This is a genomic window from Devosia ginsengisoli (assembly GCF_007859655.1).
GTDB classification, from domain to species: Bacteria; Pseudomonadota; Alphaproteobacteria; order Rhizobiales; family Devosiaceae; genus Devosia; species Devosia ginsengisoli.
This window is the reverse complement of the sequence record NZ_CP042304.1, coordinates 2911990-2931603: the sequence shown is the minus strand read 5'-3', so window position 1 is coordinate 2931603 and position 19614 is coordinate 2911990. Positions and strand designations below refer to the sequence as shown.

General features: G+C 64.2%; 13 protein-coding genes and 1 pseudogene. 12 read left to right on the top strand and 2 right to left on the bottom strand.

Translation table 11 applies throughout. The features are described 5' to 3' along the window. The first annotated feature begins 94 nt into the window (after positions 1-94). The 11 genes and pseudogenes from FPZ08_RS14275 (at position 95) to FPZ08_RS14220 (ending at position 16353) form a co-directional block, all read left to right on the top strand. Complete coding sequence (locus tag FPZ08_RS14275; RefSeq protein ID WP_186767013.1) at positions 95-2194, top strand: methyl-accepting chemotaxis protein; 2100 nt, start codon at positions 95-97, stop codon at positions 2192-2194. Positions 2195-2524: 330 nt separating this feature from the next. Further along, positions 2525-4921, top strand: a complete 2397-nt coding sequence (locus FPZ08_RS14270; RefSeq protein ID WP_146290624.1) for a methyl-accepting chemotaxis protein — start codon at positions 2525-2527, stop codon at positions 4919-4921. Between the two features lie 185 nt (positions 4922-5106). Beyond that, positions 5107-7566 carry a methyl-accepting chemotaxis protein gene (locus FPZ08_RS14265; RefSeq protein ID WP_146290623.1) on the top strand — a complete coding sequence of 820 codons (2460 nt, stop codon included), beginning with the start codon at positions 5107-5109 and terminating at the stop codon, positions 7564-7566. A 248-nt stretch (positions 7567-7814) separates the two neighbouring features. Next, on the top strand, positions 7815-9410 hold the full coding sequence (locus FPZ08_RS14260) for a methyl-accepting chemotaxis protein (protein ID WP_246132663.1): 1596 nt from the start codon (positions 7815-7817) through the stop codon (positions 9408-9410). Positions 9411-9775: 365 nt separating this feature from the next. Continuing rightward, positions 9776-11415: pseudogene (locus tag FPZ08_RS14255) on the top strand (methyl-accepting chemotaxis protein); the annotation flags it as partial. 184 nt (positions 11416-11599) lie between these two features. After that, positions 11600-11980, top strand: a complete 381-nt coding sequence (locus FPZ08_RS14245) for a DUF1801 domain-containing protein (RefSeq protein WP_146290621.1) — start codon at positions 11600-11602, stop codon at positions 11978-11980. Positions 11981-12004: 24 nt separating this feature from the next. Continuing rightward, positions 12005-12379 (top strand): methylglyoxal synthase, encoded by a 375-nt coding sequence (locus FPZ08_RS14240; protein WP_425457604.1) that lies wholly within the window; start codon positions 12005-12007, stop codon positions 12377-12379. 104 nt (positions 12380-12483) lie between these two features. Further along, positions 12484-13266 (top strand): ABC transporter ATP-binding protein, encoded by a 783-nt coding sequence (locus FPZ08_RS14235; protein ID WP_146290619.1) that lies wholly within the window; start codon positions 12484-12486, stop codon positions 13264-13266. Positions 13267-13319: 53 nt separating this feature from the next. Beyond that, on the top strand, positions 13320-14024 hold the full coding sequence (locus tag FPZ08_RS14230) for an ABC transporter ATP-binding protein (RefSeq protein WP_146290618.1): 705 nt from the start codon (positions 13320-13322) through the stop codon (positions 14022-14024). Between the two features lie 5 nt (positions 14025-14029). After that, complete coding sequence (locus FPZ08_RS14225; protein WP_146290617.1) at positions 14030-15034, top strand: branched-chain amino acid ABC transporter permease; 1005 nt, start codon at positions 14030-14032, stop codon at positions 15032-15034. Continuing rightward, complete coding sequence (locus FPZ08_RS14220; protein WP_146290616.1) at positions 15031-16353, top strand: branched-chain amino acid ABC transporter permease; 1323 nt, start codon at positions 15031-15033, stop codon at positions 16351-16353. The genes FPZ08_RS14225 and FPZ08_RS14220 overlap by 4 nt, the downstream gene beginning before the upstream one ends. 53 nt (positions 16354-16406) lie before the next feature. On the opposite strand, the gene FPZ08_RS14215 is transcribed toward FPZ08_RS14220, so the two are convergent. Further along, on the bottom strand, positions 16407-16997 hold the full coding sequence (locus tag FPZ08_RS14215; protein ID WP_146290615.1) for a class I SAM-dependent methyltransferase: 591 nt from the start codon (positions 16995-16997) through the stop codon (positions 16407-16409). 66 nt (positions 16998-17063) lie between these two features. After that, a complete protein-coding gene (locus FPZ08_RS14210) occupies positions 17064-18272 on the bottom strand; it encodes an ABC transporter substrate-binding protein (protein ID WP_146290614.1) in 1209 nt (402 codons plus the stop codon). Between the two features lie 228 nt (positions 18273-18500). Here FPZ08_RS14210 and FPZ08_RS14205 point away from each other — a divergent pair, with 228 nt between their 5' ends. Next, positions 18501-19541, top strand: a complete 1041-nt coding sequence (locus FPZ08_RS14205) for a glycine betaine ABC transporter substrate-binding protein (RefSeq protein ID WP_146290613.1) — start codon at positions 18501-18503, stop codon at positions 19539-19541. Positions 19542-19614: the final 73 nt, after the last annotated feature.

Here is a 19614-nt window from a genome sequence, read left to right as displayed (position 1 = left end):
GATAAACACTCGATTAAGCCTGCCCTGATATTTTTTCCCGATTGGGGCGCGGGCGGATTCCACCGAACCGCGCGGGGATACGGGGTAAATCGATATGCTGAAGCGCGCTGGGCACGTCCTGGGCAATATCAAGTTGACGACGATGATCGCCACCTTGGTGATTTCCGCCATCATCGTATCCATCGCGGCGGTGACGACGGCGACCTATGTCAATCTCAGCGCCTCGACCCGCGCCAATGCCATGGCGCAACTGGAAGGCGACCTGCGCACGGCGGCGACGGTGGTGGGCGGCAAGCTGCCCGGTTCCGAGGTGGCCTGGGCAGAGGATGGCAGCATCGCTTCGGTCAAGACCTGGGCCATGCCGCGCCTGTTCGTCAATCACGACCTGGTGGATTCGGTGGTTCGTCTCACCGGCGAAAACGTGACCATCTACGGCGCAGAGGCGGCCGACAAACCCCTCATCGCCCTGAGCAGCACGCTGCTGACGCCCGAGGGTGAACGCATGCTGGGCGGCGTGCTGGACCAGACCGATCCCGCCTATGCTTCGCTGGTCGAAGGCAAGTCCTATTTTGGCGAAGCCACAGTGCAGGGCACCGCCTATTATACGGCGTATCAACCCATACTGGACCAGGAAAGCCGGCTGATCGGCGTGCTGTATGCCGGCACGGACAAGGCCCGGCTCGAGGCGGGTATTCTCTCCACCCTGTGGATCCTGCTGGGCGTGGGCGCGGTGAGCCTCGTGATCCTGGGCGTGTTGGGCTATGTCATGTCCCGCCTGATGATGGCGGCGGTGCCGAAGCTGGCGCAGACCATGAAGGCGGTGGCCGAGGGCGATTACGAAGCCGAAGTGCCGTTCATCACCCGTGGCAATGAAGTCGGCGAGATGGCCCGCGCGGTCGAAATCTTCCGCGAGAACGGGCTCAAGGTCAGCCAGATGACCGAGGAAGAGCGCGCGGCTTCGCAGCGCCGCCGGGTCGAGCGTACCGACATGATGGTAGCCTTGCAGGCCGCCTTCGGCGAGGTGGTGGATGCCGCTATTGCCGGCGATTTCTCCAAGCGCGTCCACGCGCAATTCCCCGATCCCGAGCTCAATGCGCTGGCCGGCAGCGTCAACAACCTGGTCGAGACGGTGGATCGCGGCATCAGCGAAACCGGCGACGTGCTGGCCGCGCTGGCCGATACCAATCTCACAAGGCGGATGGCGGGTGATTATCAGGGCGCGTTTGCCAAGCTCAAGGCCGATACCAATGCGGTGGGCGACAAGCTGACCGATGTGGTGACGCAATTGCGCTCGACCTCGCGTGCCCTCAAGACCGCGACGGGGGAAATCCTCTCCGGGGCCAATGATCTCTCCGAACGCACCACCAAGCAGGCGGCGACGATCGAGGAAACTTCGGCTGCCATGGAGCAGCTTGCTTCGACCGTGGCCGACAATGCCCGCATGGCGGAAGACGCCGACGTCAAGGCCAAGTCGGTATCCCACAGTGCGGCGCAGAGCGGGGAAACCATGGCCGAGGCCAATGAGGCGATGGAACGCATCACCTCCAGTTCGGCCAAGATTTCCAACATTATCGGCATGATCGACGATATCGCCTTCCAGACCAATCTGCTGGCGCTGAACGCGTCGGTGGAAGCGGCCCGGGCCGGCGATGCCGGCAAGGGTTTCGCCGTGGTGGCGGTGGAAGTGCGGCGCCTGGCGCAGTCGGCGGCCAGCGCTTCGGCCGACGTCAAGGCGTTGATCGAACAGAGCGCCAACGAGGTCAAGGGCGGCAGCAAGCTGGTGTCCAACGCCTCCGAGCAGTTGACGGCCATGCTGGATGCAGTCGACGAGAATGCCACCCTGATGCAGGCTATCGCCAGGGCCAGCCGCGAACAGGCAGCCGCCATCGATGAAGTGTCGGTGGCCGTGCGCACCCTGGACGAGATGACCCAGCATAATGCCGCTTTGGTGGAAGAAACCAATGCCGCCATCGAGCAGACCGAGGCCCAGGCCAGCGAACTCGACCGGGTGGTGGATATCTTCACCATCGACGAGACGGCGCGGCCCGCTACCGCCCCGGCGCGTGGCGTGCCGACGCAGGAGCGCGGCTTGCCGACGCAAGGGCGCGGCGTGGTCGACAAGGTCCGGTCGGCTGCTCGCTCCTATCTCACGCAGGGCAATGCGGCCATCGCCAAGGACTGGTCCGAGTTCTGACGGCTCTACAATGCCGTTACTTGCGAAGGGCGCCCTGTGGCGCCCTTTTTCATGCCGGCTGCAGTCTATCGTGCTTAACCCGGCCTTAAGGGCGCTCTGACAGGGTGATTGCGGACGCAGTTGTACTTTGACTTGGGCATGCCGTGGCGAACATCACGGCGGGAGCAATATGGCGTCGCTTTCCCCGCAATCTGAACCTGCTCATCCGCTTTGCGCGGATGGCGCCGAGACGCGTGCGGATACCCGTCAAGCATAGCTGCAGCCGGTGGAACGACCAGAAACGGTCAATAGGCCGCCTTCGCCAGAGGCAAACTTGGTAGGGAATACAGAATGAAATTCTCCAACCTGTCGATCCAGATGAAGCTGGTGATCGGCGCAGGTGTGTTGTTTGCAGCTTCGATGTGCGCCATCGTCTTCGGCGGAACGGCGCTGATGTATGGCACGGCGGGCAACGAAGCCGAGGCGCGGGCGCGCGCGCTGCTGGGACAGTATAGCGAGCTGGCATCGGGCCAGATGGGCGGCATTATTTCACTGGCCCGCGGCGTAAGCGCCGCAGTGGAAGGAACCATATCGGAAGGCGTGGCCGACCGCGATCAGCTCGGTCGCCTGATGACCGCGGCTGCGGCGTCCCGCCCGGCGCTGACCGGCATGACCCTGGCCTTCAATGCCAACGCCCTCGACGGCAATGATGCCGGCTTTATCGGGCATAAATATTCCGACGCCAGCGGCCGCTTCGTGCCCTATTTCACCAACCAGAACGGCAAGGTCGTCGTCGAGTTGCTGGATATGTCGGCGGACAATGCAAACTGGTATGACCTGCCTTTGGCCGAAGATCGTGCGGTGCTGACGCCACCGTTTTCCTATGCGGTCAATGGCGTCGATGTGCTGATGACCACGATCAGCATTCCCGTGCACAAGGCGGGCAAGCCGGTCGGTATCGTCACCGCCGATCTCGGCCTCGATACGATTGCCGGTGTGATTGGCCAGCTCCGGCCCTTCGATGTCGGCAATGTGTCGCTGGTCAGCAGCGACGGCCAGTGGATTGCCAGCCCTGACCCGGCGCTTGTCGGCACCAAGGTGGCACCCGATGTTGCCGGTGCGCTGCTGGATCCGGCCCTGCTGCAAAAGGGCCTCTACTATGCCGATGCCACCGGCACGCAGCAGTTCGTCATTGCGACGCAACTGTCGTTCGACGGGGTGACCGACCAGTGGACCATGCTGATGGATGTGCCGGCGGCAACGATCTTTGCCGGTGTCGACCAGATGCGCAACATGGCCCTGGCAGCCTCTGCAGCGCTGCTGGTGGCGGTGCTGGCGCTGGTCTGGTTCGGTGCCGGCGTGCTGGCCAGGCCGATCCGCAGGATGACGGGCATCATGGATGGGCTGGCCGAAGGCAATTACGACGTTGCGGTGCCCTATGGCGAAAACCGCGACGAAATCGGCGCCATGGCACGGGCGGTGGAAGTGTTCCGCCAGAACGGGCTCAAGGTCAGCCAGATGACCGAGGCGGAAGCCGCGCGCATCGTGGCCGAGGAGCAGAATCGTCGCTCCATGATGAGCGACCTGCAAGGCGCCTTCGGCCAGGTGGTCGATTGCGCCATTGCCGGCGATTTCAGCAAGCGGGTCGAGACCGAATTCCCCGATCCCGAGCTCAACGGCCTGGCCAGCAGCGTCAACAGCCTCGTCGCCACGGTGGACCGGGGCCTCGGCGAGACCGGCAGGGTGCTAACGGCTTTGGCCAATACGGACCTCACCATGCGCATGGATGGCGAGTATCAGGGCGCCTTTGCCCGCCTCAAGGCCGATACCAATGCGGTGGCGGACAAGCTCAACGAGGTGGTGACGCAATTGCGTTCGACCTCGCGCACGCTCAAGACCGCGACGGGGGAAATCCTGTCGGGTGCGAACGACCTCTCCGAACGCACCACAAAGCAGGCGGCGACGATCGAGGAGACGTCGGCGGCTATGGAGCAACTGGCCTCGACCGTGCTGCAGAATGCGCAGCGCGCCAAGGATGCCAGCATCAACGCGGCCGAGGTGACCCGCACCGCCGAAGAAGGCGGGCAGGTCATGGAAAAGGCCAATGCGGCCATGACGGCCATCGAGACCAGCTCGGGCAAGATTTCCAACATTATCGGGCTGATCGACGATATCGCCTTCCAGACAAACCTGCTGGCGCTCAACGCCTCGGTGGAAGCGGCCCGGGCCGGCGATGCCGGCAAGGGCTTTGCCGTGGTGGCCGTGGAAGTGCGGCGCCTCGCCCAATCGGCGGCCAGCGCTTCGGCCGACGTCAAGGTGCTGATCGAGCAGTCTGCCGGGGAAGTGGGACTGGGTTCGCGCCTGGTTTCGGACGCGGCGGGGCGGCTTTCGGCCATGCTGGAAGCGGCGCGTGCTAATGACCAGTTGATGGACGGCATTGCCCGGGACAGCCGCGAGCAGGCTTCGGCCATCGAGGAGGTCAATATCGCCGTCCGCACCATGGACGAGATGACCCAGCACAATGCGGCACTGGTGGAAGAGACCAATGCCGCCATCGAGCAGACCGAGGCCCAGGCCAGCGCGCTTGATGACATCGTGGCCGTGTTCCATACGGGCGGCGAGCGTGCCGCTCCGGCCCGGGCTTCCGCAGCGCCCGCCCCGGTCCGCCCGGCCAATGTCCGCAAGGCGGCACAGGCCTATCTCAGCCAGGGCAATGCGGCGATTTCGGCCGACTGGAACGAGTTCTAGGCCCCATCATCCATGGCTTCCGGGGGGGTCTATCCCCGGAAGCCGATGACGGTCTCATGACAGGCAAGGAAGGGCTTCCTTAACCATCATCTTCCTATGGTTTCCGTGCGTCATGGCCGCGGAAGAGGAGAAGCGGGCATGCCTTGGCAAAAGGCAGCAGTGCCACAACTCCGGAAGCTCTCTCGATGACGACCCAGCTCAAACTTGCCTTCAAGCTGCCGGCCATGGTGGTGGCGATCGCGCTCGTCACCGGCGCCAGCCTGGCGCTGGCGGCCTATGCGGTCAGCAGCAGCATCGTCAACAACCAGGCCGAGCAGCGCCTGACTGCCGCGGCGGCCAATGCGCGCTCGTCGCTCGATGCCTATCTCAATGAAGTCGCCGAGGATTTGACGCTGTTTGCCGGGCGGTCGGAAATCGCCGCCGCCATCGATCTGTTTTCGGGCGCCATGCGCTCGCTGAAGGGGCAGGGCGACCCGGTCGAGCTGCTGCAGGACGCCTATATCACCCGCAATCCCAATCCGGCGGGCGAACGGCTCAAGCTCGAAACCTCGGACTGGCTGCCGGTCTATGACCTGCATCACCGAAGCCTCCATGCCGATTTCCGCGATATGCAGGAACGGCGCGGCTATTACGACGTCCTGCTGTTCGATACCAATTTCAACAATGTCTACACCGTCTCCAAGGACGCCGATTTCGCCACCAATTTCGCCGAAGGCGGTGGGCCATGGGCCGATAGCGACCTGGGCAAGGTGGTGCGATCAGCCATGGCGGGCGAGGCGGGGCAGGTCTTCCTGTCCGATTTCGCGCCCTATGGCCCGAGCGGTGGCGCCCCGGCAAGTTTCATTGCTTCGCCGGTCTTTGATCAGGGTTTTCTGATCGGCGTGCTCGCCTACCAGATGTCCACCGGCCGCATTGGCGAAGTGCTGGATCGCACGCAGGGCTTGGGCGAGAGCGGGGAGACCTATCTCGTCGGCCAGGATGGGCTGGTGCGCAATGATGCCGCCCGAACGGAAGATAATGACGTGCTGGTGCTGTCGCTGCAGGGCGACGCGGTGAGCGCGGCGCTGGCTGGGACGGCGGCGATCGGGCCGCTGTCGCATCATGAGGGCGCAGCCTATGTGGCCGCCAGCGAGCCGCTGACCTTTGGCGGCGTCGACTGGGCCGTGGTGGCGCTGGAAAGCGAAGCCGATATTTCCGCGCCATCGGCCGGGTTGCGCAATACGATGCTTGTCATCGGGCTGGTGCTGCTGGCGCTGGCGGCGATAACGAGCATTCTCATTGCTCGCACGATCACGCGGCCGATCACCCGCCTCACCGATGCCATGGCCGAAATCGCCGGCGACAAGCTGGATGCCGTGGTGCCCGGCCTCGAGCGCGCCGACGAGCTGGGTTACATGGCCGAGGCCGTGGATGTGTTCCGCAGCAATGGTCTCAAGATGCGTGACCTCAGGAGCGCCGAGCTCGATATGAGCGAGGAGCGCGCCAGGCGCGTCACCGTCATCCAGGGCTTGCAGCAGGATATCGGCGCGGTGGTCGGCGCGGCCATAGATGGCGATTTCTCGCGCCGCGTCGGCACCGAACTCGACGATCCCGAGCTGCGGCAGCTGGCGCTCGATGTCAACGACCTGGTGGCGACGGTCGATCGCGGCCTGACCGAAACCGGCAGCGTGCTGGCCTCGCTGGCCCGTGCCGACCTGACCCACCGCATGACCGGCGACTACAAGGGCGCCTTTGCCCGGCTCAAGCAGGATACCAATGGCGTGGCCGAGCAGCTCGGCGACATCATCACCCAGTTGCGCGGCACGTCGGGCACGCTCAAGACCGCCACCGGCGAAATTCTCTCCGGCGCCAACGATCTTTCCGAACGCACGACGCGGCAGGCCGCGACGATCGAGGAGACCAGTGCCGCCATCGAGCAGCTCAGCCGGACGGTGGTCGACAATGCCGCCCAGGCCGAGCAGGCAAGCCAGCAGGCCCGGACGGTTTCGAGCGAGGCCGAGGCCAGCGGCGCGGTGATGGGCGAAGCGACCGGGGCGATGGACCGCATCACGCAGTCCTCGGCCAAGATTTCCAACATTATCGGCCTGATCGACGACATCGCCTTCCAGACCAACCTCCTGGCGCTCAATGCCTCGGTGGAGGCGGCGCGGGCCGGAGAGGCCGGTGCGGGCTTTGCAGTGGTTGCCGTGGAAGTGCGGCGACTGGCCCAGTCGGCCGCCAGTGCGTCATCCGACGTCAAGGCGCTGATCGAACAGTCGGCCGACGAGGTGAAGGGCGGCACGCGACTGGTGGCGAGCGCTGCCGAGCGGCTGGTGGTGGTGCAGGAAGCCATTCGCGCCAATGCGACCATGCTGGACGGGATCGCGCGCGCCAGCCGCGAACAGGCCGCCTCGATCGACGAGGTCAATGTGGCGGTGCGCCAGCTCGACGAGATGACCCAGCACAATGCGGCCCTGGTGGAAGAGACCAATGCCGCCATCGAACAGACCGAGGCGCAGGCCAACGAACTCGACCGGGTCATCAGCGTCTTCACCCTTGGTGGGGGCGCCAGGCCGGCGCCGGAACGCGAAAGTGGTGCACGCGGCGTGATTGGCGATCTCAAGGCGGTCGCCGGCGCCTATTTCGGGCGCGGCAAAGCCGGCTAGGGCCACCCGAAACTACCTAAGCAATTGGCGCAACTGGCGACGAGATTCGGCGGCTCCTAGCCTGTCGCCGACTTTTGCGATGACTGGGATTCGGTCTGCGGTGCCGGTGGAAGATGTCGCGGGTGCATACATCGCTCCGTTCACCATCTCTTTACCATGTCGGTGGCTGGATGGCGCCGGTTTGATCCAGATCACGATTTGGGAGTCGCGGATGGTCGAACCTCGGAACCATTATTCGTGAGCCCATAATGTCATCGACCTCAACTCCCAAAGACGCCCTGCAGTCCCGTCTCGATTTCATCGGCCTCGACGCGGCGGCGCAGCGCCGGCTGGCAACGGTCCAGGCGCATGTCGACCGGCATCTGCCGTTGGCGCTGGACAAGTTCTACGCCAAGATCGCCACGGTTCCGGCGGTCATGAAATTCTTCGATGGCAAGCAGCAGATGGACCGGGCCCAATCCAAGCAGGTCGGACACTGGAAGGCGATTGCCGCCGGCCAGTTCGACGACGCCTATTACGAGGCCAGTTCTCGCGTCGGCCTGCGCCATGCCCAGATCGGGCTGGAGCCGCGCTGGCATATCGGGGGCTATGGCATCATCGTGGAAACGCTGGTGCTGGGCCTGGTTCGCGACGTGATGGCCGAGGCCCTGCAACCCAAGGCGAAACGGTTCGGGCGCAAGGCGGTCTCACCCGAAGAGGTGATGGCGGCGACCGACGCGATGGGCATGGCGCTGGCCGATGTGCTCAAATCCATGCTGCTCGATATCGATATCGGCGTGTCCGTCTATTTCGAGAAGCTCACGGCCGATGCCAAGGCCGCGGACGCCGAGGCCCAGGCCAAGATCAACCGCGCGGTGACCCTCACCGGGGCGGTGCTGCGCGATATGGCACAGGGTGACCTCACGACCCGCATCACCGACGATTTCGAGCCGGAATTCGAGCAGATCAAGGGCGATACCAATGCGGTGGCCGAGAAGCTGACCGGGATCGTCGGTCAGTTGCAGCAGACCTCGCGCTCGCTCAAGACCGCGACCGGGGAAATTCTCTCCGGCGCCAACGACCTGTCCGAACGCACCACAAGGCAGGCAGCCACGATCGAGGAGACGTCGGCTTCGGTCGAGCAATTGTCGCTGGCCGTGGTGGAAAATGCCCGCCGTGCGGCGACGGCGAGCGACAAGGCCCAGGCCGTGTCGCAGAATGCCACGCAGGGCGGCGAGGTGATGAAGGAAGCCAACCAGGCCATGTCGGCGATCGAAGCCAGTTCGGCCAAGATTTCCAACATTATCGGCATGATCGACGATATCGCCTTCCAGACCAACCTGCTGGCGCTCAACGCCTCGGTGGAAGCAGCCCGCGCCGGCGATGCCGGCAAGGGCTTTGCCGTGGTTGCTGTGGAAGTACGCCGCCTAGCGCAATCGGCGGCCAATGCATCGAGTGAGGTGAAAGCCCTGATCGAAGCCAGTGCTGCCGAGGTGCGCGCCGGGACGCGGCTGGTTGGACAGGCCGCCGAAACCCTGCTCGATATCCTGGCCGGGGCGCAGGAAAGCGCCGCACTCATCGACACCATCGCCCAGGCCAACAAGGATCAGGCGTCCTCGCTCGAGGAAGTGGCGGTTGCGGTGCGGCAGATGGACGAGATGACCCAGCATAATGCGGCGCTGGTGGAAGAAACCAATGCCGCCATCGAGCAGACCGAGGTGCAGGCCAGCGAACTCGACGGCATCGTCGATGTGTTCAAGATCGGCGCCGTCGCCTCGCCGGTGCGCCGGGTACCGCCGCAGGCGCGTCCCAGGGTGGCCACGGTGGGCAATACCGCCATCGCGCCGGACTGGAACGAGTTCTAGTCGGGCAGATCAGCCGGTGGTCGCCATGCGGGGTGTCCTTTTTGTTTCCGCCGCATCGGAATTGGCGTTCTCTTAACCTTTCGCGGTCAGCCTCGAAGATGGGCGCAGAACAATGTCGATCATCGCCATGGGGGCCGGTGGTGGCAGGTGAACGTGCGGCCATGCAGCAGACAGCAACACAATTGCGACCGGCAGAACCTTGCCCTTGGGACTGGCAGCCAGGGCACGACCTGGGACATCTGCTTAGTCGGCTACGCAGAACCTGCGAGCAGAGCCGGAACCTCCGCTTATCCAATTCTTCTTCATAACATTTACGCAGGTGCCGCAAGGCGGCAGGGCGGGGCTGGAGGCCTTTCTCGATGGGTATGTTTGCACAGAGCAGCAGTGACGAGCGGGCCAGGGTTGACGCAATCATGCGCAGCCAGGCAGTTATCGAGTTCAATCTCGATGGCAGCATCATCTCCGCCAACGAGAATTTCCTTGCGGCCCTGGGCTACAGGCTCGAAGAGATCGTCGGCAAGCATCACAGGATGTTTGTCGATCCGGTTGAGGCGCAATCACCGGCCTATAGCCAGTTCTGGGCGGACCTTGCTGCTGGCGAGTTCCAGGCCGCGGTTTACAGGCGTATTGCCAAGGGCGGGCGGGACGTCTGGATACAAGCGTCCTACAATCCGGTCCTGGACAAGCGTGGCAAGCCGGTCAAGATCATCAAATTTGCTACCGACATTACCGCCCAGAAGAACCAGGCGGCCGATCACGAGGCTCAGATGGCCGCGATCAGCCGGGCACAGGCCATGATCGAATTCGACCTCGATGGCATCGTGCAGCGGGCCAACGAGAATTTCCTGGCCACGCTGGGCTATCGGATGGACGAGATTGCCGGCAAGCACCACCGCATGTTCTGCGATCCGGCCTATACTGGCGGCGCGGACTATGCCCGATTCTGGGAGCGGCTGCGTGCCGGTGAATATATTGCCGCGGAATTTCAGCGCTTCGGCAAGGGCGGCAAGGAGGTCTGGATCCAGGCGTCCTACAATCCGATCCTGGATGCGCGTGGTAAGCCGGTGAAGGTCATCAAGTTCGCGACCGACATCACCGAGCGCAAACGGGCTGAGGGGATTATCGGCGAGCTGACGGCCAGCCTCGCCAAGATGGCCGAAGGGGACCTGACGGGACGAATCGATACCCAGTTCACGGGCCACTACGAGCGGCGCGCGGCTGGCCTTCAACCAGTCGCTGAGCCGGTTGTTCGATATCGTCAACGGGCTGCAGAAAACGTCACGATCACTGAAGACGGCGACCAGCGAAATCCTTTCGGGCGCCAACGATCTGTCCGAGCGCACGACCAGACAGGCAGCAACCATCGAGGAGACGTCGGCCTCGGTCGAGCAGTTGTCGACCGCGGTGCAGGAAAACGCGACCCGAGCGGCAACGGCCAGCCAGAAGGCAAAGGCCGTGTCGGCCAGCGCGACTGAGGGCGGCGCCGTGATGACCGAGGCCAATGCAGCCATGGCGGCGATCGAGACCAGTTCGGGCAAGATTTCCAACATTATCGGGCTGATCGACGACATCGCCTTCCAGACCAACCTGCTGGCGCTCAATGCTTCGGTCGAGGCGGCGCGGGCCGGGGAGGCCGGTGCGGGCTTTGCCGTGGTCGCGGTGGAAGTGCGGCGACTGGCGCAATCGGCCGCCAGTGCCTCGGCCGATGTCAAAGTGTTGATCGAGGCCAGTGCCGGCGAGGTCAAAAATGGTGCGCGGCTGGTGGGGCAGGCCTCGGAAAAGCTGCTTGCCATTCTGGGCGGAGCACAGGAAAGTTCGACACTGATCGACGCCATAGCCCGGGCCAACAGCGAACAGGCCGCGGCGCTGGACGAGGTCACGGTGGCGGTGCGCCAGATGGACGAAATGACCCAGCACAATGCGGCGCTGGTGGAAGAAACCAATGCGGCCATCGAACAGACCGAGGCACAGGCGAGCGAACTCGACCGTATCGTCGATGTGTTCAAGATGGATGGTGCCGCAACAGCGCCGGTCCGGGCGCCCGCCCGCGCAATGCCGGCCCTCAAGACGGTGGGCAATGCCGCCATCAAGCTGGATTGGAACGAGTTCTAGGTCGGCGATTCCGCTGCTGACACGCCCTGTCAGCAGCGAGCGGCAGGGTGGCGCGGTGTCAAAATCGGGACGCCGCCATGCTCACTTCCGCCGTCGATCCGGTCTATTCCAGCGACTTCGCAGCGCTGATCGCGCCCTTGCCGGCGCCGGTGGCCGAGCTCACAGCCCGGCTGGTGGCGCTGGTTGCGGCGCATCCGGGTCTTTCGGGCAAGGTGATGAGCGGCTGGAGATCGGTCAATTTCCGCCATGCGGGCGCCGGGCATGTCTGTTCGGTCTTTGCCCAGGCCGACCGGGTGTCGCTCTATTTCGAGCATGGGCGATTGCTGGCGCATGGCGATGGCTTGCTGGCCGGGGATGGGCTCAAGAAGGGGCGCTATCTGCGCCTCGTGCCGGGCGACGACATTCCGGTGGACCGGATCGGCATCCTGCTCAGCGAGGCCATTGCCCTTTTTGCGTGAAGCGTGCTTGTAAGTTGCCTGCATCTGGAGGGCAGCATGGCGCGGATCGGCCTGGTGGCACACGACGACAAGAAAGACGACCTCTGTGTCTGGGCGGAGCATCACAAGCTCAAGCTCAGCCAGCACGAACTCTGGGGCACGGGCACGACGGGCAGCCGGGTCATGGCGGCGACCGGGATGGTGGTAACGCTGCTCAAGAGTGGCCCGCTGGGGGGCGACCAGCAGCTCGGCGCCATGATCGCCGAGGGCAAGCTGGACGTGCTGATCTTCTTCATCGACCCGCTCTCGGCGCAGCCGCATGATGTCGATGTGAAGGCGCTGACGCGGCTGGCGACGCTCTATGACGTACCCTGCGCCAACAACAAATCCACAGCCGACGCAGTGCTCGCGTATCTTTGACTGCCTGGTCAAGGTTGACCATGTCCCCGCCTTATGAGCAGATGCCGCAAAATCGCCCGGATTGAACCGGGTGCCTTCGGCTTCAGGAATCGGGACGGGTCTGGGTGTCCTCTGACTTGGTTATCGACGTTCGCAACGTCAGCAAACGCTTTGGCGGTCTCACCGCCGTCAACAACTGCTCGCTATCGGTAAGGCGCGGCTCGATAACCGGGCTGATCGGACCGAACGGGGCAGGTAAATCCACGCTGTTCAACATGGTGGCCGGCAATATCGTGCCCGATGGCGGCTCGGTGATCTTCGACGGGGTCGATGTCACCGGCTTCAAGCCGCATGAGCTGTTCCGGGCGGGCATGTTGCGCACCTTTCAGATCGCGCATGAATTCTCCAACATGACGGCGCTGGAAAATCTGATGGTGGTGCCGGGCGACCAGCCGGGCGAATATCTCGGCAATGCCTGGTTCCGTCCCGGTCTCAGCAAGTCGCGCGAAACCGAGGTGCGCAAGAAGGCGCTGGACGTCATCGACTTCCTGAAGCTCGGCCATGTGCGCAACGAACTGGCGGGGAACCTGTCGGGCGGGCAGAAAAAACTGCTCGAACTGGGCCGTACCATGATGGTCGATGCCAAGGTGGTCTTGCTCGACGAGGTGGCGGCCGGCGTCAACAAGACGCTGCTCAACGACCTGGCGGCCAATATCGAGCGCATGAACCGCGAGTTGAGCTATACTTTCTTCGTCATCGAACACGATATGGATCTGATCGCGCGGCTATGTGATCCGGTCATCGTGATGGCGCAGGGCGAGAAGATCGCCGAGGGCCCGATGGCCGAAATCCGCGCCAATCCAGCCATTGTCGAAGCCTATTTCGGCACACCCGTCGAGGTGGCGTAGATGCGGGTCTCCTTATCCAAAAACCGGTTCCCACTTTTTGGGGAGACCCGTGGATGGCGCTGATCGAACTCAGGAACGTCGTTGGCGGCTATGGCGGCGCGCCTATTCTCAATGGCGTCAACATGGCCATCGAGCAGAGCGATATCGGCGTCATCGTCGGCCCCAATGGCGCCGGCAAGTCGACGACGCTCAAGGCGATTTTCGGCCTGCTCCGGGTCACCGGCGGCACGATTGAATTCGGTGGCCGCAATATCGCCAATTCCCTGCCCGACACGCTGGTGCCGATGGGGCTCAGCTTCGTGCCGCAGGAAAAGAACGTCTTCACCACCCTGACCGTCGAGGAAAATCTCGAAATGGGCGCTTTCACCAGGCGCGACGATTTTCGCGATACGATGGACTGGGTCTACCAGATGTTCCCCGTGCTGGCGGAAAAGCGCCGGCAGCCGGCGGGTGAATTGTCGGGCGGGCAGCGGCAGATGGTGGCCATGGGCCGGGCGCTGATGAGCAAGCCGACGCTGCTGATGCTGGACGAGCCGTCGGCAGGCCTGTCGCCGCGCTATGTCATCGAAATCTTCGAGACCATCATGCGCGTCAACAAGGAAGGCGTCGGCATCCTCATGGTCGAGCAGAATGCTCGCCAGGCACTGGCCTTCGCTTCGCGCGGCTTCGTGCTCGCCAATGGGCAGAACCGCTTCACCGGTACCGGCGCCGAACTCATCGCCGATCCCGAAGTCGCCAAAAGTTTCCTCGGGGGCTGAGGGTCATGGACGAACTCATTTTCTTCATCAACCGCGTGCTGATTTCGGGCACCGTGCTCGGCTCGATCTATGCGCTGGGCGCCATCGGCGTCACGCTGATCTTCGGCATCCTGCGCTTCGCCCATTTCGCCCATGGCGACATGATGACCATGGGGGCCTTCGTTGCCTTCGTGCTGGCGGGCCTGTGCACCGCATTGGGCATCGTGACGCCGCTGCCGACGGGCTTCGTCGTGCTGCCGGTGGCCATGGTGATCGCGGCCTTCCTGGCGCTGGGCATCGACAAAGGCTTCTACGCGCCATTGCGCAAGCGCGGCGCCAAGCCGGTGACCATGCTGATCGCCTCGATCGGCGTGACACTGATGATCCAGGGCCTGATCCGGCTGATCTTCGGCTCGGGCACACGCAGCTTCTACGACACCGAGCCCAAGGACATTTTCCGCATCGACATGAGCGCCCTGGGCGGCACGCGGCCGATCTCGATCACCGAGCCGCAGGTGCTGATGTTCGTGGTCACGGCGCTGCTGGTGATTGCGCTGCACCTGTTCCTGACGCGCTCGCGGCTGGGCAAGGCGATGCGCGCCATGGCCGACAATGCCGACCTGGCGCAGGTCTCGGGCATCAATACCGCGCTGGTGGTGCGGGTGACCTGGGTGATTGCCGGTAGTCTCGCCTGTGTGGCCGGGGTGATGCTGGCGCTCGACGTGGCGCTGATGCCGGACCTGGCCTTCAATATCGTGCTGCCCATCTTCGCTGCTGCCATTGTGGGCGGGCTGGGCCATGCCTATGGCGCCATTGTCGGTGGCTTCCTCATTGCCTTTGCCGAGACGCTAGCCGTGTTCAACTGGACGGCAGTGCTGCGCCCGCTCAATGGAATCCTGCCCGAAGGCATGGCGCTGCCGGCCAATCTGGCGCTGGTGCCCACCGAGTACAAGCTCACCGTGGCCTTCGTCATTCTGGTCGTGACCCTGCTGGTGCGCCCCACCGGTATCTTCAAGGGAGTTTCCACATGAGCGCGGCAGAAGCCGAAACCCGCTGGCTGGATCGTCCGCTCTATCGCGGTATTGCCCTGTTCGTCGCCCTGTTCTTCCTGGTAGCGGCGGCCGGTGTGTCGCAGGGCAGCGCCAGCATGCTGCTGATCCTGGTGCAGGCCACCGGCTTTGCCCTGATCGCACTGGGCCTCAACATCCAGTGGGGCTATGGCGGGCTGTTCAATTTCGCCATTATGGGCTTCCTGATGGTGGGCGGTGCGGCGGTGACGTTCATCTCCTATCCGGTCAATGCCAGCTTCTGGAACTCGGATGGCCCGATGCTGCTGGGGCGGGCGCTACTGGCCTTCCTGATCGGGGCGGCTTTGGTCTATGCGGCGCGGCAGACGCGGCGGCTGGGCCTGCGTGGCTTCTTCTATGGTCTCGTCGTCGTGCTGGCCTGGTTCATCGCCTATGTGATCTATCGCAGCCAGATCGATCCGGCCGCGGCCTATATCGAATCCACCGCCGGCTTTGTCGGCGGGCTGGGGCTCAATCCGGTGCTGGGCTGGCTGTTCGGCGGGCTGCTGGCAGCGGCCATCGCCTATTTCGTCGGCAGGATCAGCCTGGGCCTGCGCACCGACTATCTGGCCATCGCCACGATCGGCATTTCCGAGATCCTTCGCGCACTGATCAAGAATATGGACTGGCTGACGCGCGGCACCATGTCGGTGTCGCCCATGCCCTGGCCGACGCCGCTGCCGCAGGCGCTGCAGGCCAATGGGGTGGGCATTGCCGACAGCTTCGTGCAGGCCCGCCTGGGGTTCCTGGCGCTGGCGGTGGCCCTGCTGGTCATCATCTTCTACGTCGTCCAGCGCGCCTATGGCGGGCCCTGGGGCCGCATGATGCGCGCCATTCGCGACAATCACATCGCCGCCGGCTCGATGGGCAAGGATGTCACCGGGCGCCAGCTCGAACTCTTTGTGCTGGGCTCGGTATTGATGGGCATTGGCGGGGCCATGCTGGTCTCGTTCAGCCAGATTTTCGACCCTTCGGGCTACCAGCCGATCAACCACACCTTCATGATCTGGGTGATGGTCATCGTCGGCGGCTCCGGCAATAGCTGGGGCGTGCTGCTGGGGTCGCTGCTGATCTATGTGGTCTGGGTGCTGTCCGACCCGGCGGCGCAGTTGATCTTCGTCAACCTGTCGACGCTGACGCAGCATATGGGCTGGGGCGCCATTCCCGAAATCGACTCGCGGGCGCTGCAGATGCGCGTCTTCGTGCTCGGTGTGGTGATCACCATCGCCCTGCGCTTCGCGCCCAAGGGGCTGATCCCCGAAGTGATCCGCCGCGAGGGCTGAGCCCGCCAGCCAGAATGATATGCGGCCCGTAGCCTACCCGGCTGCGGGCCGTCTTATTTGCGGGCGTTGACCCAGAGCCATTGCGTGGGTTGCCGGTCGTAGCCGCTGCCCGCATTGCTTTCGAGCGCGATGCCCTGCCAGTCGGCGGCGGCGTGAAAGTGGCCGAGCAGCGTGTCGCGATCGGGATAGTTATAGTAGCGGCCGAAGCGGTCGCGGCCGGCGCCATTGCCGGCCTTGAAGCTGACGGTGAGCAATCCGCCCACGCGCAAGGCGGCGTGGATGCGGCGCAGGTCGTCGGTCAATTCCTCCGCCGGCGCGTGCAACAGGCAGGCACAGGCCCAGACGCCGTCATAGGCGTTCACGGCATCGAGCTGGTCGAACCGCATTATGGCCACCGGACGACCCAGACGGGTTTCGGCCTCCGCGGCCAGTTCGGGGGAGGCGTCGGTGGCATGGATGTCGAAGCCGCGCTCCAGCATGGTGGCGGCGTCGCGCCCGCTACCCGAGCCGAGTTCGAGAATGCGGGCGCCGGCCGGAAGCGCATCGAGGAAGGCATTCAGGCGGGCATCGGGCCGCCCGCCATCGTCGCGCACATATTCGGCGGCATTCCGGGCGTAGAAAGCCAGCGTCTCGTCATCTGCCATCGGCTTCTCCTGACAAAAAGGCCCAGGATTGCTCCTGGGCCTTCGGATTGGTCGGGTTGATCAGGATTACTGGATCAGGCCCTTGTTGACCGTGGCGCCGCCTTCGATGACGAAGTAGTTGATGGCGCCGGCCACGTCACCGACGTCGTCGAACTCGATGGTGCCCGAAGCGCCTTCGTAGTTGATGTCGGTGCCGGCAGCGATCAGTTCCTTGGCCTTGCTCCACTCACCCGGCAGGATGGTTTCGCCGGGGGCGTTGGCGACTTCACGCAGGGCAGCCGAGACGCCTTCGCGATCGGCCGAGCCGGACTTCTCGATGGCCAGGGCCAGCAGGAACACGGCGTCGTAGGAGTTGGTCACATAGGTGCCGTTGGCGTCCTGGCCGACGGCGCTGGTGAGGGCGTTCAGCGCGTCAAAGGACGGGCCGGCAGCCGCAGCAGCCTGGGTCAGGATCATGCCTTCGAGCGAGGCAGCGTCGCGACCTTCCAGCAGGGCGTCACCGGCCATGCCGTCGCCACCGACGAACTGGGTGAACGAGCCGGCTTCGATGGCCTGGTTCAGGATGGCGCCGCCACCGGCGTTTTCATAGCCATAGATCACCAGCGTGGTGGCGCCGGCCGCTTCGACCTGACCGATTTCGGGGCGATAGTCGGCCTTGCCGTCTTCATGGGCGACATTGGCCAGAACCGTGCCGCCACCAGCGGTGAAGGCATCGACGAAAGCACCGGCCAGGCCCGAGCCATAGTCGTTGTTGACATAGGTGACGCCCACTTCCGTGGTGCCCTGCGAAAGCAGCAATTCGGCCGCCTTGACGCCCTGGATGGAGTCGGGAACCACGTCGCGGAACACCAGGTCATTGTCGGCCAGTTCAGCCACGGCCGGAGCGGTCGAGGCCGGCGAGACCATCACCACATTGCCCGGAATGGCCGAGCCGTTGGCGCCGGCAATGGTCGAGCCGGAGCAGTAGCCACCGAAGATGGCCACGACCTGCTCGCTATTGACCAGGCGGTCGGCGGCCGGGCCGGCGGCACCGCCGTCGCAGGCGCTGTCGGCCAGCACGGAGACCAGGGTCTGGCCGTCGAGAATGCCGCCCTGATCGTTGACATTGGTGATGGCCAGGTTGCCGGCATCGACCATGCCCGGCGCGAAGCCGGCGATAGGGCCGGTCACGTCGGCCAGGAAGCCGATCTTGACTTCCTGCGCCATGGCGGGAGCGGCGACGGCGAGTGCCGAGGCGGCAACGGCCAGGGCCAGAGTATTCTTGAGATTGAGCATGTACGTCCCTCTGCTGGGTTGTTCCGCGGGGCGGCTCTTGCCCGAGCCCGTCTTTCCAAGCGGAAACAACGCGATAAAGGGGGCGCAACCCACGCCCCGCTGGAAGCAACTGTTGCACATTTGATGAGCAGGAGTCACCGGGTATTGATTGGCATTTCAGCTTGCCGCAACTGTTGCTTAACGGGGGTGGTTTTTGCATAGAGTGAGACTGATGCGGGAGAGGCTGCAATGACGGCGAGGCTATTGCGGGCGATGCTCCTGCTGGCGACCCTGGTGGCTGCGGGACCGGCGATGGCGCAGATCACCGTGCTCGACCAGGCCCAGGATGCCGTCCCGGCGCCGCAGGCTCCCGTTGGCGAGGTCGCGCCGCCACCGCCCTGCGGTACCCAACCCCTCAGTATCGCCCGCATGAGCTGGCCTTCGGCCGAGCTGCTTGCCGAAATCCACGCCCGCGTGCTGGCGCGCGCCTATGGCTGCGATACGCGGGTTACGCCGGGCGACCTGGCAGCGACGGGCTCCTCGATGGGGTCGACCGGACAACCGGCGGTAGCGCCTGAAATGTGGGTCACGCGCATTGCCGATGTGTGGAATGCCGGCATCGACGCGCAGATGTTGCGCCCGGCCGCGCCGACCTATGCCGAAACCCAGTTCGAAGGCTGGTTCATGCCCGACTATCTGGCCTCGGTGCATCCCGAACTGGTCGGTATCGACGGGCTGGTCGCGGCACTGCCGGTGCTCAATGGCGGGGTGAAGGTGCGGTTCATATCGTGCCCGGCCGACTGGGCCTGCGCACTGATCAACCGCAATCTGATCGCCGCCCTGGGACTTGGTGGCATGGTGGAACTGGTCGAGCCCGGCAACCGGTTCGAAATGGATACGCTGATCGCCGAGGCGGTGAGCCGGAAGGAGCCGATCCTGTTCTACTACTGGCAGCCCAATGCGGTGCTGTCCCAGTTCAATTTCGTCGCCCTCGACATGGGTGCCTATGACGAAGAGGCGGCCAAGTGCCTGGCGCGGCTGGCCTGTCCGTCGCCAGCGCCCAGCGCCTTTCCCAGCGAGACGGTAGTGGTGGCGCTGGCGGAGTGGGTCTTTACCGATATTCCCGCCATTGCCGCCTATTTCCAGCGCAGCAGCCTGCCGCTGGCCGACATGAACGGGCTGCTGGCACAGCTCAACGAGCCCGGCGCCACGGTCGAAGGCGTCGCCGACCGCTTCGTGGCGGAGCGAGAAGATATCTGGCGGCGCTGGGTTGGATCGACGGCGCCATAAGACGTTGAAAACCGGGCAATTTGACGGCCAAAAGTTGACCGAGCAATTTTTTTGCTTCGGCGACAATTTAATA

Bases quoted from the DNA above. Each gene is read 5' to 3' on its own strand.
- FPZ08_RS14205 (WP_146290613.1), top strand. From the start codon at position 18,501: ATGACGGCGAGGCTATTGCGGGCGATGCTCCTGCTGGCGACCCTGGTG.
- FPZ08_RS14220 (WP_146290616.1), top strand. From the start codon at position 15,031: ATGAGCGCGGCAGAAGCCGAAACCCGCTGGCTGGATCGTCCGCTCTAT.
- FPZ08_RS14215 (WP_146290615.1), bottom strand. From the start codon at position 16,997: ATGGCAGATGACGAGACGCTGGCTTTCTACGCCCGGAATGCCGCCGAA.
- FPZ08_RS14265 (WP_146290623.1), top strand. From the start codon at position 5,107: ATGACGACCCAGCTCAAACTTGCCTTCAAGCTGCCGGCCATGGTGGTG.
- FPZ08_RS14230 (WP_146290618.1), top strand. From the start codon at position 13,320: ATGGCGCTGATCGAACTCAGGAACGTCGTTGGCGGCTATGGCGGCGCG.
- FPZ08_RS14210 (WP_146290614.1), bottom strand. From the start codon at position 18,272: ATGCTCAATCTCAAGAATACTCTGGCCCTGGCCGTTGCCGCCTCGGCA.
- FPZ08_RS14225 (WP_146290617.1), top strand. From the start codon at position 14,030: ATGGACGAACTCATTTTCTTCATCAACCGCGTGCTGATTTCGGGCACC.
- FPZ08_RS14260 (WP_246132663.1), top strand. From the start codon at position 7,815: ATGTCATCGACCTCAACTCCCAAAGACGCCCTGCAGTCCCGTCTCGAT.
- FPZ08_RS14245 (WP_146290621.1), top strand. From the start codon at position 11,600: ATGCTCACTTCCGCCGTCGATCCGGTCTATTCCAGCGACTTCGCAGCG.
- FPZ08_RS14270 (WP_146290624.1), top strand. From the start codon at position 2,525: ATGAAATTCTCCAACCTGTCGATCCAGATGAAGCTGGTGATCGGCGCA.
- FPZ08_RS14275 (WP_186767013.1), top strand. From the start codon at position 95: ATGCTGAAGCGCGCTGGGCACGTCCTGGGCAATATCAAGTTGACGACG.